Source organism: Pararhizobium sp. IMCC3301 (genome assembly GCF_030758315.1).
Taxonomy (GTDB): domain Bacteria; phylum Pseudomonadota; class Alphaproteobacteria; order Rhizobiales.
Genome location: NZ_CP132336.1, coordinates 3,564,401 through 3,581,271, shown reverse-complemented (window position 1 = coordinate 3,581,271; position 16,871 = coordinate 3,564,401). Strand labels below are relative to the sequence as shown.

Below are 16,871 nucleotides of genomic sequence, written 5' to 3'. Positions count from 1 at the left end.
TCCGAAGCGAAGGCCGGTCAGCGGCGTCGGTGCGAGGCGGATTATCAAGAGGTTCTGCCCAGACATGACGGGCTCTACTTCCATGGCACCGGAACCTGGAAATTGGCCGACAGGGCGGTGAGGTCTGCCCTCACCGGCTGCGGTATTTCCAGGCCGCGTTCACTGTTCCTGCGGAAATTGGCCCAGCGGATTTCACCGGGCAGCAGGACCTCATCCACAGGATTGGAGGCCTTCAACAGCGCGATCAGGGCCTCAAACCGGGACAAGAAGTCTGCCAGCGGCATGAATTTCTCGATATCAATGGCGATCATGCAGTGGCCGCTGTCACTTTTTTCGGCAAAGTTGGAGTAGGTGGATTTAACCTGATGCGAAAACCCCGCGCCTGTGAGGATGCCGGACAGTATCTCCACCATCAAAGACAGCCCGTAGCCTTTTGCGCCGCCAAAAGGCAGCAATGTGGCCTCGCCGATAAGCGCCGGATCACGCGCCGGCGTGCCATCGGGCATGATGGCCAGACCTTCGGGCAGTTGTTTTTTTTCGGCAAGATAGGCGCGCACGGTGGACCCGGCCAGCGATGATGTTGCGAAATCGACCAGCAGATGATCGCCATTTGCGCGCGGCGCGCCAAAAGCAAACGGATTTGTCCCCAATACGGCTGACAAGCCGCCATGGGCGGCCACCTTGGGGAAGGAATTGCTTGTCACCAGAGAGATCATGCCGCTCTCTGCGGCCTGATTAGCGAAATAGGCTCCCGTGCCGAAGAAATTGCTGTTTCTGACGCCAACAATTCCAATGCCGTTGTCGCGAGCCAGTTGAATGGCATGTTTCATGGCCAATTCACCAGCGTAATAGCCAAAGCCGTTGTCACCATCCAGCAGGCCCGACCCGGTGCCCGATCTGGTAAATTGCGGATGACACACCGCATTCAACACTCCGTGCTGGAGGCGCTGCAAATGAACCGGGATGCGAATGACGCCAAAATTGGCACGCCCGACCAATTCGCTCCAGACCATGTTGTTTACCACCGAGCGGGCTTGCGCATCGTTGATGGCAACAGCATCGAACAGTCTGAGAAGATAGGCCTGCAGATCGGCAGCGCTGATCAAATCCGCGCTCACAGCAAACCCGTCACTGTCTTTTCAATGCGCGTCGTCAGGGCGGCAAGGCTGGGAAAGGGATCAGACATATTGTGCAGCGGCGATACATGTTTGAACGGAAACAGGCTGCGCAACCATTGCCCGGTTGAAATTGACCCCGCCCTGCGCATTTCCACAAATGCCAGGAAATCCCGCAAGCCGTACCACAACGTCAGATCCTGATCATATGTCTCAAAGCCAGGCGCCTTCTGTCCGGTCGCCTTGCAGTAGTAAATGAAATCAATCGGTGCGCCGGCCCGGATAATCAGTTCCTGAGCCGATGTGAAGCGGGCGTTCGACTCGATGACTTTCAGTATTTGGTCGCGCGGATCGCGTTTGAATTCGATGTTGCCGAAACCGGTAAAGCCGATGCCCTGGAAAAACTTGCTTCCCGCTTCGGCGGTTTCCGGCAGCCATTCGCTTTTATGATAACAGCCCAGGCCGCGATTTACCGGAAATCTGCGGATAACGCTTTTTGTGTAGTCGAAGGACGGCTGATGATCGGCACCGATATAGGTGTAGTAGCTGCTGAGTTGGGAGTCCGGCCCCGGAATCATCTCGATGACCATGACTTCGACGTTATTAGCCCAGGCCAATCGTACTTTTTCCGCCAATTCATCAAATTCACTGTCAATGATGAACAGCTTGAGCCCGAAGATGCTGATGAATTCGTGCGAGATGATCGGCTTGACCATCACCGGAAACTCGACCGACTGTCGCAGCGCCGCCAGATCTTCCTCATTATTGACGGTCCAGTATTGCGGTGTCGCCACCCCGGCTGATTGCGCCAGTTTCAGCGTATCGCGTTTGTCCAGCAGTGATAATTGCATGTCCGGGTCGCCATGGTCGAACTGATACAGGCTTTCAAGCTCCGTACGGTTGCGGGCGAGAAAATCGATTGCTTCATCGCTGCAGGCAATCAGCAGACTTCCATGCAACTCGGCATGCAACCCGGCATGCAAACCGGCATCTTTTCCCGACAGCAGGAGATCGTGCCAGTATTGAGCGCTGGAAATCCCGCGCGGAACGGGAAATTTTTCGCGACAGTAATGCGAGTGCATACCCCAGCAATCCGCCGGGCCGGACACTCTGGTTGCAATACCGGCAGCGCCGAAGCGGCGTACCAGCGACAGAGCATTTTCCTTACCTCCAAGGATGAGCACAGGGGTAGAAACGTCCATTTCAGTCAGATCAAAGCCTGAAAGCGATGCCTGCAGATCAGCGTAGCGCATTAGCATGGGCTTTCTTGGGAATGGATTGTATGGCGTTCTGCGGCAGTGTTCCGGCGAATGCTTCGTTCTGCCCAACAGACATAGCAGAAAACAAGTTGCTGCCACGGCCCGAGCCGGAATTCACAATGCCGATATTGTTTGCAAACAGATATTGCAATGCAATTTCAGCAACCTGATTGCCCTCTGCCGGATTGGCTATGAGATAGTGATGGTGAAGCCCAGGCGTCGTATTGATCTCCCCGACATAACAATTGTCCGATGAGAACGATCCGCCAATATCCCGGCAGATCAGATCAACGCCAGCAAATTGCACACCGAGCTTTTGCACCAGTTCAGCGCTTTTCGATACAATCACCTGACTGACCAAGTCCGTCACATTCAGATTTCCATGCTTATTGTTTTCATTGGTTGCCCGTTTGACCTGAACCAGCGCATTCGCGGCCGGAATATCAGACAGGGTCCGATGGCTGGATTTCATAAAGTTCAGCATGTCGCGGTCGATGACCAGCGGACTTAAGGCCCGTATCGGGGTTTCGTTTTCGCGCCGGGCATTCTCCGCTTTGATCAGTTGCCGGATGGTGGATCTGCCGTCGCCGATTACACAGGGCGGATCGCGTCTGATGGCATCGATAAACCTGCCATTGATGAACAGCAGTCGGTACGACTCGCCTTCAACCTGCTTTTCAACGATCAGTTTGCGACCCGAACGGGCCGCAAGCCGGGCAGCAGACCTGAGCTGCCGGTCAGTGAAAATACCAGTCGTCACACCTCTGCCGCCGCCGGTCCCGCTTGCCGGTTTCACAACAATTTCGCGGTGGCGCTGCAGAAACCGCCGGGCATCATCCAGTTCGCTCATTGAAAACAGCAGATGTGGCACAACAGGTGCCTGCAGTTTGTGCAAGAGCTGATAGGTCAGCGCCTTGTCTCCCATGATGTCGAGCATCAGGGGACTGTCAAACATCATCTGGTGCTGCCTGACGAAGGTCGTCCAACCGGCTTTGCTGATTTGCGTCAGACCGCCACTTTGGGTGTCGATTTGGGCTTCGAAATTCGCCGCCGCCTCGGTCCAGAACTGTCGATAATAGGTCTCGCGCAGTTTGCGATATTTCAGAATCCTCATGATGGATCGAACATCGGTAAAGAATTGCACCCGGTACCAGAGGGACCAGAGCCGGGCTTTGTGGTTTTGAATTGCATGAGGTGACATGGCGCGGTGCCCTGAGCTATTCGTACAGACAGCCATCAAGGCTCAGCTGCTTGTCGACCCACTCATTTGAGAATTTACCCTTTTTGACATTCGCGGTGTATTCTTCCAGGCTCTTGCGCTGGTTCCGGAGATGGCTGATGGTTTCCCCGACGAAATTCTTGTTGACCACGACGATGCCGCTGGCATCGGCGCAAATCGCGTCACCGGCAGTGACAACAATGCCGCCACAGGAAATGGCGTGGCAAAGTTCTCCCGGACCTCTGTGCAAGGGACCAAATGCGGTGATACCGGTGGCATAGACCGGAAGTCCGATTTCGCGCAGCCCGGAAATATCTCTGACCAGGCCATCAATGACAAACCCGGCGACGCCAATGTGTTTTGCCTTGTTGCCGATCATATCCCCGACACAGGCATTACGCGGCAGGCCACTGGTATCGACCACGATCACATCACCCGGCCTGGCAATATCCAGCGCCTTGTGCACCATAAGATTATCGCCGGGGTAAACCTTGACGGTAATGGCCGGTCCATACAGTGACTGTTCGTTCACCACATTTCGAATTGCCGGGTCCATGGTGAACATTCTGTTCAGCGCATCCGAAATTTCAGGCGTTTCGAACTCGGATAATTGCTCAATCTGCCGTTTTGACACGGATTCAAATTGGGTGTTGACGCGAAATCCCGGACCTCCACGTATTTCCGAGGAAGCAGGCCGCAGATTAGCGCCCTCTGCCACGGGCTCTGCCCGCATGGGCGCCATATCAGGGTTTCTGTCGCTTTCCCGGAATGCTCGTACATTATTGGGGTTGCGGAATTTGCGCCAATCCAGTTGGCCTGCAGTGTCAGGTTTATTGCTCATAATTCTCGTCCCTCGGTTGGGATGCGACTATGACAATGTTTCCGTTTATTTCGGTTTACATAATTCAGCGCAATTTTTGTTGATTTAGTGCAGGTTTTGTTAACTGTGGTTCTACCGGATCGCCAGAGCCTGATCCTGCAGTTCGTAAAAGCGCTGAAGGCAGCAGTTGCGCGATGGCAAAATCAGGGTTGAAACGACAGGCGGGCATCCAGTGGCGACAGTGGCAAGGCGGCTTGCAGAATCCTGCGGGCGGCGGCACTGTCCCTGTCCATTTGCGCGACAAGCGCATCGACCCCGTCAAACCGGGCTTCGCCACGCAGGAATTCATGAAAGGTGACCATCAAGGTCTCACCATACAGATCGTCTGAAAAATCAAACAGATGGGTTTCCAGAAGCGCTGCGCCATTGTCGAATTGCGGGCGCCGCCCGTAACTTGCAACGCTGTGGTGGAGCGTGCCGTTGTGGCGGCGCACGCTGACCGCATAGATGCCCAGCGCCAGTCTGCAATGGGGCGATAATTTCATATTGGCAGTGGGGTAACCGAGTTCGCGTCCGCGCTTTTCGCCATGAATCACGTCTGCCTGGACAAACCAGTGATAGCCCAGTTCATTATTGGCAGACCGGATATCGGCATTCATCAAATGAGTACGGATGGCGCTGGAAGACACCGCCAGACCGTCCGGCAGATTGACCTGGGGAACGACAGTGACGCCAAATCCGGCCGATTGTCCGGCGGCAAACAAGAAGGCCGGACTGCCTTCACGGCTCTTGCCGAAATGAAAATCATAGCCGACGACAACATGCGAGGCTGCCAGATGTCCGACCAGAATGTCCTCGACAAAGGTCTGGGCGCTCAAACCGGCAAATTCGCGCGAAAAATCCCAGTTCAGCACACCGCGCAGTCCGCAAGCGCGCAGCAATGAGGCTTTTTCCAGCTTTGGGCTGAGACGGAATACCGGGTCTGACGGATTAAATACGGTTCTTGGATGCGGCTCGAATGTCAGGGCCAGAACCGGAACTGCACCTGCAGCAAGATCCATTGCGTGTTGCAGAATGACCCGGTGCCCGGCATGTACACCGTCAAAATTGCCGATAACGACAATTGCACCTTTCAATTCAGGAGGAATCGTCGTGCCGCCGTCCAGCAGGCGAAAATCAGTGTCAGAATCGGGCAATAGCATAGAGGCGTTCCGGAATTGCAGGTCCTGTGTAGATGCGATCTGCAAACAGAGAACTCCAATTGCAAACGCGGCGCACACTGCAGCGCGGGCGATTTCCCGTCAAGGCACGTTTGCCGGAGTTACCGGCAAGCACAGCGCATTGGGAACCGTCGATGGCGGTCACCCCTGACGCACGCCGGGGCACCTTAACCATTGTTTTAACTTAGGTGTCTATTTTACAGGTTGAAATTCTGGCCAACCCAAAGAGATCAAGATGGCGCTAGACCATTCCATGCCTGTACTCGTTGTCGATGATTACCCCACGATGGTGAGAATCATCCGCAATCTGCTGAAGCAACTTGGGTTTCAGGACATTGATGATGCGGCAAACGGTACGGAAGCCTTTAAGAAAATAGAAAACCGAAAATACGGCCTCATCATCTCTGACTGGAACATGGAGCCGATGACCGGATATGAATTGCTGACCAAAGTGCGCAGCAATGAACGGCTGTCAAAAATTCCCTTCATCATGGTGACCGCAGAATCAAAAACCGAAAACGTGATTGCTGCCAAGAAAGCCGGTGTGAACAATTATATCGTCAAACCGTTCAATGCGCAGACTTTGAAGGGCAAGATCGAGAGTATTTTCGGGGACGCTGCCTGAAATCTCGACGTAAAATGAAGCTGTCCTGCGCAGGTGGTGACCCACCCGGTGGCCGCTGGCTTACATAAAGTTAAGTGGCCCGCAGATGCTGCCTGCTTTATGTCTCACTCTTGACCGGATGCAGATCCGGACACCACAGCGGTGCAACCGACAAGAGCGATACTTATGACCCTTTGGCTAAATTCCAGACTTTGTGCAGTGACAGTTCTCGCAGCCCTGCTTGTTCCTTTCAGCGGTCCCGGCGCACAGGCACAATCATTCCGCATTGCGCCAAACGCCCAATCGAAGATGCTTGATAACGGCTTGCAGATTGTCGTCATTCCCGACAACCGGGCACCGGTGGTGACGCATATGCTGTGGTACAAGGTGGGCTCCGCGGATGAAACACCGGGTAAAAGTGGTATTGCGCATTTTCTCGAACACCTGTTGTTCAAGGGAACAAAAGCCAATCCGGACGGAGCTTTCTCTGATCGGATTGCCGAAATAGGCGGCCAGGAGAACGCATTTACCTCCAGTGACTACACCGGCTATTTTCAGCGGGTTGCACCGACCCATCTGGCTGAAATGATGGCGCTTGAAGCCGACCGGATGCGCAATCTGGTGCTGACCGACGAAGTTGTGCTGCCAGAGCGCGATGTGGTGCTGGAAGAGCGCAGTTCGCGCACTGGCAATGATCCCTCGGCGCGGCTGAGTGAAGCCATGGATGCCTCGTTCTATAAAAATCATCCCTATCGCTTTCCCGTGATTGGCTGGGAACATGAAATCCGGCAGCTGAACCGGATGGATGCTCTGAATTTCTACAAGAAGTTTTACACGCCGGAAAACGCGATTTTGATTGTTGCCGGCGACGTGGTGCCTGCCGACGTTTATGAACTGGCGCAGGCAACCTACGGAACGGTTCCGCGCAATGGCGAGGCGCTGCCGCGTCTGCGTCCTATCGAGCCTCCGGTGGAGACCGCTCTGACTGTCACGCTAAGTCATGAACAGGTGAAACAACCCTCGGTGCGGCGTTCGTTCCTGGCCCCGTCCTATAGTACGGCCGAGGGAAAAGAGGCCTATGCGCTGGATCTGCTCGCGGAAATTCTCGGCGGCGGTTCGACCAGCCGGCTCTACACAGAGCTGGTGCTGAATGACGGGCCCGCCACCGCTGCAGGCAGCTGGTATCAGGGCACGCAACTCGATAGCGGCCGGTTTTCATTCTATGCGGTGCCGAAAGGTGCAGAAGATCTTGAAGACCTGATCGAGAAAGTTCAGGCTGTTGCCGACGCTATCAAGAGCGAAGGTGTTACCCAGGCCGAACTCGACCTGGCGCGCAACCGCATGATTGCCGATACGGTTTATGCCCAGGACAATCAGGCTTCCCTGGCCCGCATCATCGGTGTTGGTATGATGACCGGGCTTTCGCTTGAAGACATCCAGAGCTGGCCTGAGCACCTGCAGTCGTTGACCACAGATGATATTCAGAATGCTGCTCAACGCTATCTGAATGGTGCGCAGTCAATGACCGGTTATCTTCGGTCCGCCGATGCTGAAAACCCATCCTGACCCCTGATTGAGTGGATCTGACCATGTTTAAACGCACATTCTTCGTCAAAACCCTGCTGATTTGCGCATTGACGCTTCTGGCAGCGAGTTTTCTGATCCGGCCCTCAATGGCCGTCACCGTCCAGGACATCACCACACCGAAGGGGCTCAACTACTGGCTGGTTGAAGATGAGACCGTGCCACTGATTACAGTGAGCTTCTCTTTCACCGGTGGTTCAGTGCTGGATCCTGCGGACAAGCAGGGCCTGGCTGACTTGCTATCGGCAACGCTTGACGAAGGTGCCGGCGATCTGGACAGTCAGGCCTTTCAGGCCCGTCTTGAAGAAACCGCGGTGCGGCTGTCATTCAATTCCCGCGCCGAACGGTTTTCCGGCGTGATGCGGACCCTGTCGGCCAATCAGGCGGTGGCGTTTGATCTTCTGGGGCTGGCCTTGTCGCAACCGCGTTTCGATGAAGAACCGGTACAGCGGATGGTCTCCCGGCTGCAGGCACGGCTGCGCGGCGATCTCACCGACGCTGACAGTATTGCAGCCAAAACCTGGTTTGCCACAGCTTTCGCCGGCCATCCCTATGGTGCGCCGGATTCTGGAACCATTGAATCGCTGGGCCGGATCACTGGTGATGACCTGCGCCAGATTCACGGTGGGATTTTCAAGCAAAATGGTCTCAAGCTGGCCGTGGTCGGAGATATTGACGCCGCCACAGCGAGCAAATTCCTTGACGCCACTTTCGGCGCTTTGCCGCAGGGAGAAGTCCTGCCGAAAGTCGCCGCGCCGGCCTCCATTGCCGGCGACACGCTTTTCATTCCACTGGACAAGCCACAAACCACCATTCGAATGGGTGGAAACAGCATTCTGGTTGAAGACCCGGATTTCATCACTGCCTATGTGGTGAATCACATTCTGGGTGGCGGCAGCTTCACCTCACGGCTCTACAGGGAAGTTCGCGAAAAGCGGGGCCTTGCCTATTCCGTGTTCAGTTATCTTTCCGCATTTGACGAGCAGGGATTCTTCTTTGTCGGTGTCGGCACGCGCAGCGACCGCGCAGCGGAAGTGAAGGATGTCATTATCGCCGAGTTGGAGCGAATGGCTGAGGAAGGTCCGAGCAAGGCGGAATTGCGCTCTGCCAAGGACTATCTGAAAGGCGCTTATGCATTGCGATTTGACACTTCGGACAAGATTGCCACGCAACTGGTCGGCCTTCAGATTCAGGGCAGAGATATCAATTACATCAATGTGCGCAATGAGATGATTGAATCGGTGAGCCAGGAAGACGCCAAGCGTGTCGCAAAGCGCATTTTTTCCAATCCGCTCCTCACCATTATGGTAGGTCAGCCGCCAGTCGTGCAGTCGTCCGAAGACATCAAGGGCTGATCCCGCCATACCAGCAGGAGAGAAGCCATGTCAGCGAGGACAGGCTGGAAAGAAAAATACGTGTTCAGGATGCCTGGCGTGCAGGGCTGACTGAAAAGGCGAAGCCCATGGCAAACGCGGAGTTGAGTTCCAGGGCTTCCAGGACCATCGCCTCGTTTTCCAGGTCACCGATAATCAGTTCCAGACCATAGCGTGACACCAGACCCGCCAGATCGACCGGGTGCAGATCGACTTGCGGCTTCTCGCCCTTTTCGATTGCGTTCAGGGCTGCGATCAGTGGTTTTGCCGAAATGCGGATATAGCGAAAGCCCAATTCGGCAAACATGCCGTAATCCGCGGCAAGGCCAATTCTGGTATTTTTGTGCAGGGCATAAGTATAACCCCATCGGGCATAGCGCCGCAGCTTGGCGCGCAAAGCTGTGCTTTCACTGTCGCGCGCATTGGCGGCCAGCTTGCCGGTGATGGCGCGGTCTGGAAATTCGAGGATGATATTGCTGGCATTGTCACGCTGGGTTTCAAGTGCTTCTTCAAAGGCGTCAGAAAATGCATTGGGAAGCAGACTTTCCAGATTCAGCTGGCAAATCACCGGAGCCTTTTCGCCATTCGCCAGTGTGACCGGCGAGCCTTTGCCCGCCTGCGACAGGGTCAGAAGGTCGATGCATGGCAGCAAACCGTTGTCAGCGGCCAGTTGACGCAACGATTTCTGGTCACGTTCGCCCGGCACCTGAACGGATGCCCGGGTAAAGCTGGCCCAGATCTGGCGGCGCGGCAACCGCACCACGGGTTCATAATCGAACGCCACAGCATTGCCGTTGAGCGCACGCCGCAATGAGGACAGCCTGGTGGCGTTGACATTGCGGTCTTCAATCGCATCCACAGCAGATTGATCCGGATCGGGGGCCGGTTTAGCAGCGGGCACCTCTGCCTGGCGCTGGCTCGGCAAGGATGTCAGAAGCCGGCCGTGGTTCTGAAGACGTATGTCGACATCCCCCATCGCATCGACCACGTCACGAATAAGCGCGCTCAATTCGGCGATATCGGTGCGTGCCTGATAATCCGACGCAGTACCAAGCCCCTCGGCCAGAAGATCGACGCGCTCCTCGCACACTTTGAGCCGCGAATTCCAGGTCGTCCAGTTCTTGTGCGCATCTGAAACTTCATCTGCCAGATCGGCAATGTCTGTCTCCAGGCGAATATGATAGCGGCGCTGTACCGACAGCCCGTGCATCAGCGAGAAGACCAGTAAAAGAACTCCGCCAACCAGGACGGTCGGGATGATTGGAAGGTCAAATATTTCTCTGGCGCCAACCGCGACGGCTAACGCGGTTGCCAGCATAAAACAGAAAATCAATGTGGCGATGATTCGATCCATATACCGACCATAATGCTATCGCCGTTTTTGCCAAGCCGACTTGTCGACAATTCCGGCAATTGAAAGGCAAACCCACAATTCATTCATACAAATTTCCGCTGGCAACGGTTTATTTACCCTGTTGCGCGAAAAATGAGACGTAATCTTCAGCACTGATGGATTGCAGCCCTGCCGGTTTGTACCGGTGCAGCGGAAATTGCCCATCGGTTCAGCACAGGCCTGGAACGCATTATATGCAGCAAACCGCGCAGGAACCTCCCTATTCAATTCTGCTGATTGAGCGCGATGACGGGCAAAAACGTGTTATCGGAACACTTGTCCGCGACCATATGCCTCTGCATCTCAAGCGCACTGTCAAATTGGACACGGTCTGCGATCTGGAGGCAGCCCTCAATCAGGTCAACCTGGCAAGGCCCTGCCTGTTTCTGGCGGATATGGAGAGTGTCGGTGGCATTGAGGGGGTCAAAGCCCTTAAATCTGCCGCACCGGATGCGAAGCTCATCAGCCTGTCGGGACAGGGTGCATTGTCTTCTGCAATCGATGCGATGCGGGCGGGCGCCTGGGATTTCCTGATCAAACCGGTCGGGAAATCCACGTTGCAAAAGCGCGTCAGTGAGGCGTTCATCGCTTATCGCAAGGATTACAGGCAGACGCACGCATCGATTCCATCCCAGGCGCTGCGTATTGCCGCCGCTGAAAAACCCATTGATATCACGGCCGATACCGGCAGTGAGCAGAATGATGTCCCCGCCTTTGAAGGTTTTTTCGGTCGGTCAGGCTGCATGTCAGAACTCTACCGGCAAATAGAGCGTGTCGCACCCTCGGCAGCAGCCGTGTTCATCACCGGAGAGAGCGGCACCGGCAAGGAAGTCTGTGCCGAAGCGCTCCACGCGCGCTCGGGCCGCAAGAACAAGCCCTTTGTCGCACTCAATTGCAGCGCCATCCCGAAAGACCTGATGGAGAGCGAGCTGTTCGGACATTGCAAAGGGGCCTTTACTGGCGCTGTCGCCGACCATCCCGGTGCTGCGGAACAGGCCGATGGCGGTACATTGTTTCTCGATGAAATCGGCGATATGGACATGGCACTGCAGGCAAAGCTGCTGAGGTTTCTGCAAACCGGTGCGGTGCGCCGGATCGGCGATATCCGCTTGCGCCAGGTTGATGTCAGAATAGTATGTGCCACCCATCACGACCCGCACAAAGCGGTCGCGGAAAAGCGATTTCGCGAAGATCTGTTCTACCGGCTGCATGTGCTGCCAATTTTCGTGCCGCCCTTGCGCCAGCGCAACGATGATATTCTGCTTCTGGCCAACAGGTTTCTGCGCCGATATGCCCGTGAGGAAGGCCGCGCCTTCAAGACATTCTCAGCCCAGGCCGAAGCCTGTCTGCGGCATTACCACTGGCCGGGAAATGTCCGTGAGTTGCAGAATGTGGTGCGCCATACCATCGTGATGAATGACGGCAGTGCTATCGAGAGCGGTATGCTGCCTGCCTCGCTGAAGTCCAGTTCGGTTGAGACCGAGGATCTTGCTGTTCGCGCAGCAAGGTCACACGGTGCCACGGATATGATTTTGACGTCAGGCGCCAGGCCCGGAAGTCCGGATTGCCGGCCGTTCTGGCAACAGGAACAATCCATCATCGAAACGGCTTTGATGCGCTATGGCGGCAACATATCGCGCGCGGCGGCAGCGCTGGAGATCAGCCCGTCGACGATTTACCGCAAACGCCAGTCCTGGATGAGCAAGGACGGAAGCCATATATCTGCCGCATAGGCCGTGTTGGCTGCATGTGTCGGGCGGATTTTTGGAGAACAAAAGACTTGCCGGACGGCGATTTATCTGCGGCACTGTTCTGGATTTCCTCAATGTTTCACGGCGTGTTCATACCCTTCAAATTGCGGCCACTGATGGTCGCCCTCACCAGTTTTGCCATATGTTACGGGTCCGTGGGACAAGCGGCGAGCCCGAGCGATCTGGCTGCCGAGGCAGAAGCGCTGGCACGTGAAGGCAACATGCAAGCAGCTATGGAACGGATGCAGCAGGCAGCTGATGCGTTGTGGGACCTGCAACAGCTGAAAACCATCAACGCGGCGATTGTGGTCGAAGACCGCCCGGTGCAGACGATGAGCCTGAAATCCGGTGGCGATCTGACCGTGACGGCGACGCTGGGCGGTTTCGGCTATGAGGGCAGTGAAGAGGACCTGAAGGTCTCCTTCGCGGTTGACGTCGATATCCGTCACTCAAGCGGCCGGGTGCTGGCGTCTATGGCCGATTTTGCCCAGATCAATGAAGCCGTTCCGGGGCGGTTGAGCGAATTCACAATCCAGATGATCGTGACAACGCCGGCCTTGCTGGACGGTGAATATCAGGCCGCATTCACGCTGCGGGATCTGGCCTCCGGTCAGGCCACGCAATTCGCGCTTGGCTTCAGCATCGACGGGGTCGCGGAAGCGAAACCGAGCGCACAGTGACAGCGGCGACGCAATTTCGCATCGAAACAGCGAGTGATGCGGCCGGCGATGGCATTGCCACGCTGATCGCCGCCGTTTTCAGTGAATATGAAGATTGCCCGTTTGTGGAAAGTGAATTTTCCGAACTTGCCGCCGTGTCGCAATATTATCATGCTGTGGGTGGGGAAATCTGGATCGCCAGAGGCCGGACGGAACACAGCGTTGCTGATCCGGCGGACAACGATCACATTGTCGGCTGTCTTGCCATTATCCCGACACGGCAAGCAGGCGTGTTTGAGCTGTTCAAGATGTATGTCGCCCGGGAGGCACGGGGCACTGGTCTGGCACAGCAGCTTTATGGTGAGGCTGTTGGGTGGGCTGCCGCGCGTGGCATGACCACAATGCGGTTGTGGACCGATACCCGTTTTGCAAGTGGCCACCGGTTCTATGAAAAATCAGGATTCGCAAAACAGCCGCTTATTCGTTATCTGGGAGATGCTGCGGACAGTTGGGAATATCTGTTTGTGAGCCACATTCAAGCTTCATCCTGATAGGTCCTCTGTGTCCGACATCACACTCAGCAAACATGATCTGGCGCCGTTTTTCTCGATGACGATTGCAATCTTTTCGCTGTCATTGCTGGATGCCGGGATCAAGGCTGCATCGGCGGATTTGCAGACCTGGCAGATTGTCGTCATGCGATACGGCTTCGGCTGGTTGTTCGCCACCGCCTATTTTCTGCTGCTGGCGCGCCGGACGTCCCTCAAAGACAGGATGGCGCGGCTATTGTCGCGGCAGGTGCTGGCGACCAGTCTGCTGCGTTCGGTGTTTGTCGTGCTGACGGCGAGCTGTTTCTTCTTCGCCCTGTCACAGCTTCCGCTGGCGCGCACTGTGACAATCGTCTTCTCTGCCCCGCTGTTTATGGTGCTGTTTTCCAGATTGATTTTGGGCGAGCCTATACCGGCTGCAGCGCTGGCGGCCATCGCGTTCGGCTTTGGCGGCGTGCTGGTGATTTTTGGCGACGCGCTTTTTCAGCCCCTCGCCGGTGCGCTGATTCCAATGGCCAGCGCCCTGCTGGCGAGTATCTTTTATGCTCTGTCCATCGTGTTGTCGCGCAAACACACTGCCCACACCCAACCGGAAGAAATGGTGATGCTGCAATCAGGCTTTGCGCTTGTTCTGGCTCTGCCCTTCGGATTTCTACCGCTGCCACAGATGAACCTTGTCGTTCCTGATCTGCAGATCCTGTTGATGTTCAGCGGCATCGGGTTCCTCGGTACCGCCGGACATTTGATGATTGTCTGGGCCTTAAAGCGGGAAAGCGCGTCCCGGCTTGGCCCGATTGAATATACCAATCTGATTTGGGCGGTGATCTTCGGATTCCTGTTTTTTCAGGAACTTCCTTCATTGCACACTCTGGCAGGTGCCGTGCTGGTTGTGCTGGCCTGTCTGGTGGCGGGCCGCAGCAAACCGCCACGTGCGACCTGAAGCATGCTGGAATTGGATAATAGAAGCGGGCGAGGCCTTAAAAATTCTGGCTGCGAATTGTGTTTCTCTGTTGACACAAAGCCCGGCAAACACTATCTCCCGGCAGTCCGCTAGCACTCTATCAGAGTGAGTGCTAATTCATATCGAAACCAAGGTTTCGCATCCGTCATGGATGCCAAGCAGAAGGAAAAGAAGACGATGAAATTCCGTCCTCTCCACGACCGTGTGGTTGTTCGCCGCGTAGAGTCCGAGGAAAAAACCGCAGGTGGGATCATTATTCCAGATACCGCCAAGGAAAAACCGCAAGAAGGCGAAATCGTTGCCGTAGGCGCTGGCGCCCGCGACGAAGCCGGCAAGGTTCAGCCGCTCGACGTCAAAGCTGGCGACCGTGTTCTTTTCGGCAAATGGTCCGGCACTGAAGTCAAGCTTGACGGCGAAGACCTGCTGATCATGAAAGAATCCGACATTATGGGCGTGGTTGGCTAAGCCAGAGCGCTGTTCACCACTTCAGATTTTTACGACTTGAGAGAAGGATCTCAAAATCATGGCTGCTAAAGAAGTTAAATTCGGCAGCGACGCGCGCGATAAAATGCTGCGTGGCGTCGAAGTTCTCGCCAATGCTGTAAGAGTAACACTGGGCCCCAAAGGCCGTAACGTTATTCTCGACAAATCTTTTGGCGCACCGCGCATCACCAAAGATGGTGTTTCGGTTGCCAAGGAAATCGAACTGGAAGACAAGTTCGAAAATATGGGCGCACAGATGGTGCGCGAAGTTGCCTCCAAAACCAATGAAAAAGCAGGCGACGGCACAACAACTGCAACTGTGCTGGCTCATGCCATCGTCAAGGAAGGCGCCAAATACGTTGCCGCCGGCATGAACCCGATGGATCTCAAGCGCGGTATTGACATGGCTGTTATTGCAGCCGTTGCCGATCTTGAAGCCCGTTCAAAAACCATCAGCACATCTGAAGAAGTTGCCCAGGTTGGCACAATCTCCGCCAATGGCGACAAGATTGTCGGCGAGAAAATTGCCGAAGCCATGCAGACCGTCGGCAATGAAGGTGTCATCACTGTCGAAGAGTCCAAAGCGCTCGAGTTTGAACTTGAAACCGTTGAAGGTATGCAGTTCGACCGTGGTTATCTGTCGCCCTATTTCGTGACAAATTCCGAAAAGATGATCGCAGAACTGGAAGACCCGTATATTCTTCTGCACGAGAAGAAGCTGTCTAATCTGCAGGCCATGCTGCCAATCCTTGAAAAAGTTGTGCAGTCCGGACGGCCTTTGCTGATCATCGCTGAAGATGTTGAAGGCGAAGCCCTGGCAACTCTGGTTGTCAACAAACTGCGCGGCGGCCTGAAAGTGGCTGCTGTCAAGGCACCTGGTTTTGGTGATCGCCGTAAAGCGATGCTGGAAGACATTGCCATCCTGACCGGTGGTGAAGTGATTTCCGAAGATCTCGGCATCAAGCTGGAAAACATCGATATGGATATGCTCGGCACAGCCAAGCGCGTTTCCATCACCAAAGAGAACACGACTATTGTCGATGGTGCCGGTGCCAAGGAAGGCATCGAAGCACGTGTTGCCCAGATCAAAGCCCAGATCGAAGACACCACATCTGACTATGATCGCGAAAAACTGCAGGAACGCCTTGCCAAGCTGGCCGGCGGTGTTGCCGTTATCCGTGTCGGCGGTGCAACCGAAGTTGAAGTGAAAGAGCGCAAAGACCGTGTTGATGATGCTCTGAACGCAACCCGCGCTGCTGTCGAAGAAGGTATCGTACCAGGCGGTGGCGCTGCTTTGCTGCGGGCCACTGTTGCCGTCGGTAAACTGACTTCCAAAAATCCGGACATTCAGGCTGGTATCAAGATCGTTCTGCGCGCATTGCAGGCTCCGATCCGCCAGATTGCCGAAAACTCGGGCGTTGAAGGCTCTGTCGTCGTCAACAAGGTTCTGGAAGGCAAAGACCCTTACGGTTTCGATGCCCAGACCGAAGAATATGTCGATCTGATCGCAGCCGGCATTATCGATCCGACCAAAGTGGTGCGTACAGCCCTTCAGGACGCGGCTTCCATTGCCGGCCTGCTGGTGACGACTGAAGCCATGGTTGCTGACAAACCTTCCAAAGAAGGTGCCGGTGGCGGTGGTGGCGGCATGCCAGGTGGCATGGGCGGCATGGGTGGCATGGACTTCTAAAGTCCGGCATCAATCTGATCTTGAAGAAGGCGGCCATCGGGCCGCCTTTTTTGTCAAACCGGCCTGCATCTCCGGGCCGCGGCACGGCGCCGCACTAGCGCAAAAAATGGATTTTCAACCCCGCCATCAGTGAACAAACTGTTAACTTATAATAATCAAAGCAATTGAAACTTTTCCCTACCCGGATCGTTA

At 55.3% G+C, this 16,871-nt stretch carries 15 protein-coding genes; 9 read left to right on the top strand and 6 right to left on the bottom strand.

The window, feature by feature from the left end; translation table 11 throughout:
• Window positions 1-74: 74 nt before the first annotated feature.
• The 5 genes from RAL88_RS17285 to RAL88_RS17265 form a co-directional block, all read right to left on the bottom strand.
• Window positions 75-1,118: an Ldh family oxidoreductase gene (locus RAL88_RS17285; RefSeq protein ID WP_306265154.1), complete on the bottom strand. Its 1,044-nt coding sequence runs from the start codon at window positions 1,116-1,118 to the stop codon at window positions 75-77.
• The gene (locus RAL88_RS17280; protein WP_306265153.1) at window positions 1,115-2,374 is read right to left on the bottom strand and encodes a hypothetical protein; all 1,260 of its coding nucleotides are present in this window, start codon (window positions 2,372-2,374) and stop codon (window positions 1,115-1,117) included. Before RAL88_RS17280 ends, RAL88_RS17285 begins: the two co-directional genes overlap by 4 nt.
• Window positions 2,355-3,575 carry a hypothetical protein gene (locus RAL88_RS17275; RefSeq protein ID WP_306265152.1) on the bottom strand — a complete coding sequence of 407 codons (1,221 nt, stop codon included), beginning with the start codon at window positions 3,573-3,575 and terminating at the stop codon, window positions 2,355-2,357. Before RAL88_RS17275 ends, RAL88_RS17280 begins: the two co-directional genes overlap by 20 nt.
• 16 nt (window positions 3,576-3,591) lie before the next feature.
• The gene (locus RAL88_RS17270; RefSeq protein ID WP_306265151.1) at window positions 3,592-4,434 is read right to left on the bottom strand and encodes a hypothetical protein; all 843 of its coding nucleotides are present in this window, start codon (window positions 4,432-4,434) and stop codon (window positions 3,592-3,594) included.
• Between the two features lie 182 nt (window positions 4,435-4,616).
• A complete protein-coding gene (locus RAL88_RS17265; RefSeq protein ID WP_306265150.1) occupies window positions 4,617-5,615 on the bottom strand; it encodes a bifunctional riboflavin kinase/FAD synthetase in 999 nt (332 codons plus the stop codon).
• Between the two features lie 253 nt (window positions 5,616-5,868).
• Here RAL88_RS17265 and RAL88_RS17260 point away from each other — a divergent pair, with 253 nt between their 5' ends.
• From RAL88_RS17260 to RAL88_RS17250, 3 genes are all read left to right on the top strand, one after another.
• Entirely contained in the window at window positions 5,869-6,258 is a 390-nt protein-coding gene (locus RAL88_RS17260) for a response regulator (RefSeq protein WP_306265149.1), read from the top strand.
• Between the two features lie 165 nt (window positions 6,259-6,423).
• Window positions 6,424-7,803, top strand: coding sequence for a pitrilysin family protein (locus RAL88_RS17255; RefSeq protein ID WP_306265147.1), 1,380 nt, complete (start codon window positions 6,424-6,426; stop codon window positions 7,801-7,803).
• A gap of 23 nt (window positions 7,804-7,826) precedes the next feature.
• Window positions 7,827-9,176 (top strand): pitrilysin family protein, encoded by a 1,350-nt coding sequence (locus tag RAL88_RS17250; RefSeq protein ID WP_306265146.1) that lies wholly within the window; start codon window positions 7,827-7,829, stop codon window positions 9,174-9,176.
• Window positions 9,177-9,240: 64 nt separating this feature from the next.
• Here RAL88_RS17250 and RAL88_RS17245 read toward each other — a convergent pair whose 3' ends face one another.
• Window positions 9,241-10,548 carry an EAL domain-containing protein gene (locus tag RAL88_RS17245; RefSeq protein WP_306265145.1) on the bottom strand — a complete coding sequence of 436 codons (1,308 nt, stop codon included), beginning with the start codon at window positions 10,546-10,548 and terminating at the stop codon, window positions 9,241-9,243.
• A 233-nt stretch (window positions 10,549-10,781) separates the two neighbouring features.
• Here RAL88_RS17245 and RAL88_RS17240 point away from each other — a divergent pair, with 233 nt between their 5' ends.
• From RAL88_RS17240 to groL, 6 genes are all read left to right on the top strand, one after another.
• Window positions 10,782-12,320: a sigma-54 dependent transcriptional regulator gene (locus RAL88_RS17240; RefSeq protein ID WP_306265144.1), complete on the top strand. Its 1,539-nt coding sequence runs from the start codon at window positions 10,782-10,784 to the stop codon at window positions 12,318-12,320.
• 47 nt (window positions 12,321-12,367) lie between these two features.
• Window positions 12,368-13,018 (top strand): hypothetical protein, encoded by a 651-nt coding sequence (locus tag RAL88_RS17235; RefSeq protein WP_306265143.1) that lies wholly within the window; start codon window positions 12,368-12,370, stop codon window positions 13,016-13,018.
• The gene (locus RAL88_RS17230) at window positions 13,015-13,548 is read left to right on the top strand and encodes a GNAT family N-acetyltransferase (protein ID WP_306265141.1); all 534 of its coding nucleotides are present in this window, start codon (window positions 13,015-13,017) and stop codon (window positions 13,546-13,548) included. Before RAL88_RS17235 ends, RAL88_RS17230 begins: the two co-directional genes overlap by 4 nt.
• A gap of 10 nt (window positions 13,549-13,558) precedes the next feature.
• On the top strand, window positions 13,559-14,485 hold the full coding sequence (locus tag RAL88_RS17225; RefSeq protein WP_306265140.1) for a DMT family transporter: 927 nt from the start codon (window positions 13,559-13,561) through the stop codon (window positions 14,483-14,485).
• 198 nt (window positions 14,486-14,683) lie between these two features.
• Entirely contained in the window at window positions 14,684-14,971 is a 288-nt protein-coding gene (groES, locus tag RAL88_RS17220; RefSeq protein WP_306269734.1) for a co-chaperone GroES, read from the top strand.
• A 58-nt stretch (window positions 14,972-15,029) separates the two neighbouring features.
• A complete protein-coding gene (gene groL / locus RAL88_RS17215; protein ID WP_306265139.1) occupies window positions 15,030-16,679 on the top strand; it encodes a chaperonin GroEL in 1,650 nt (549 codons plus the stop codon).
• Window positions 16,680-16,871: the final 192 nt, after the last annotated feature.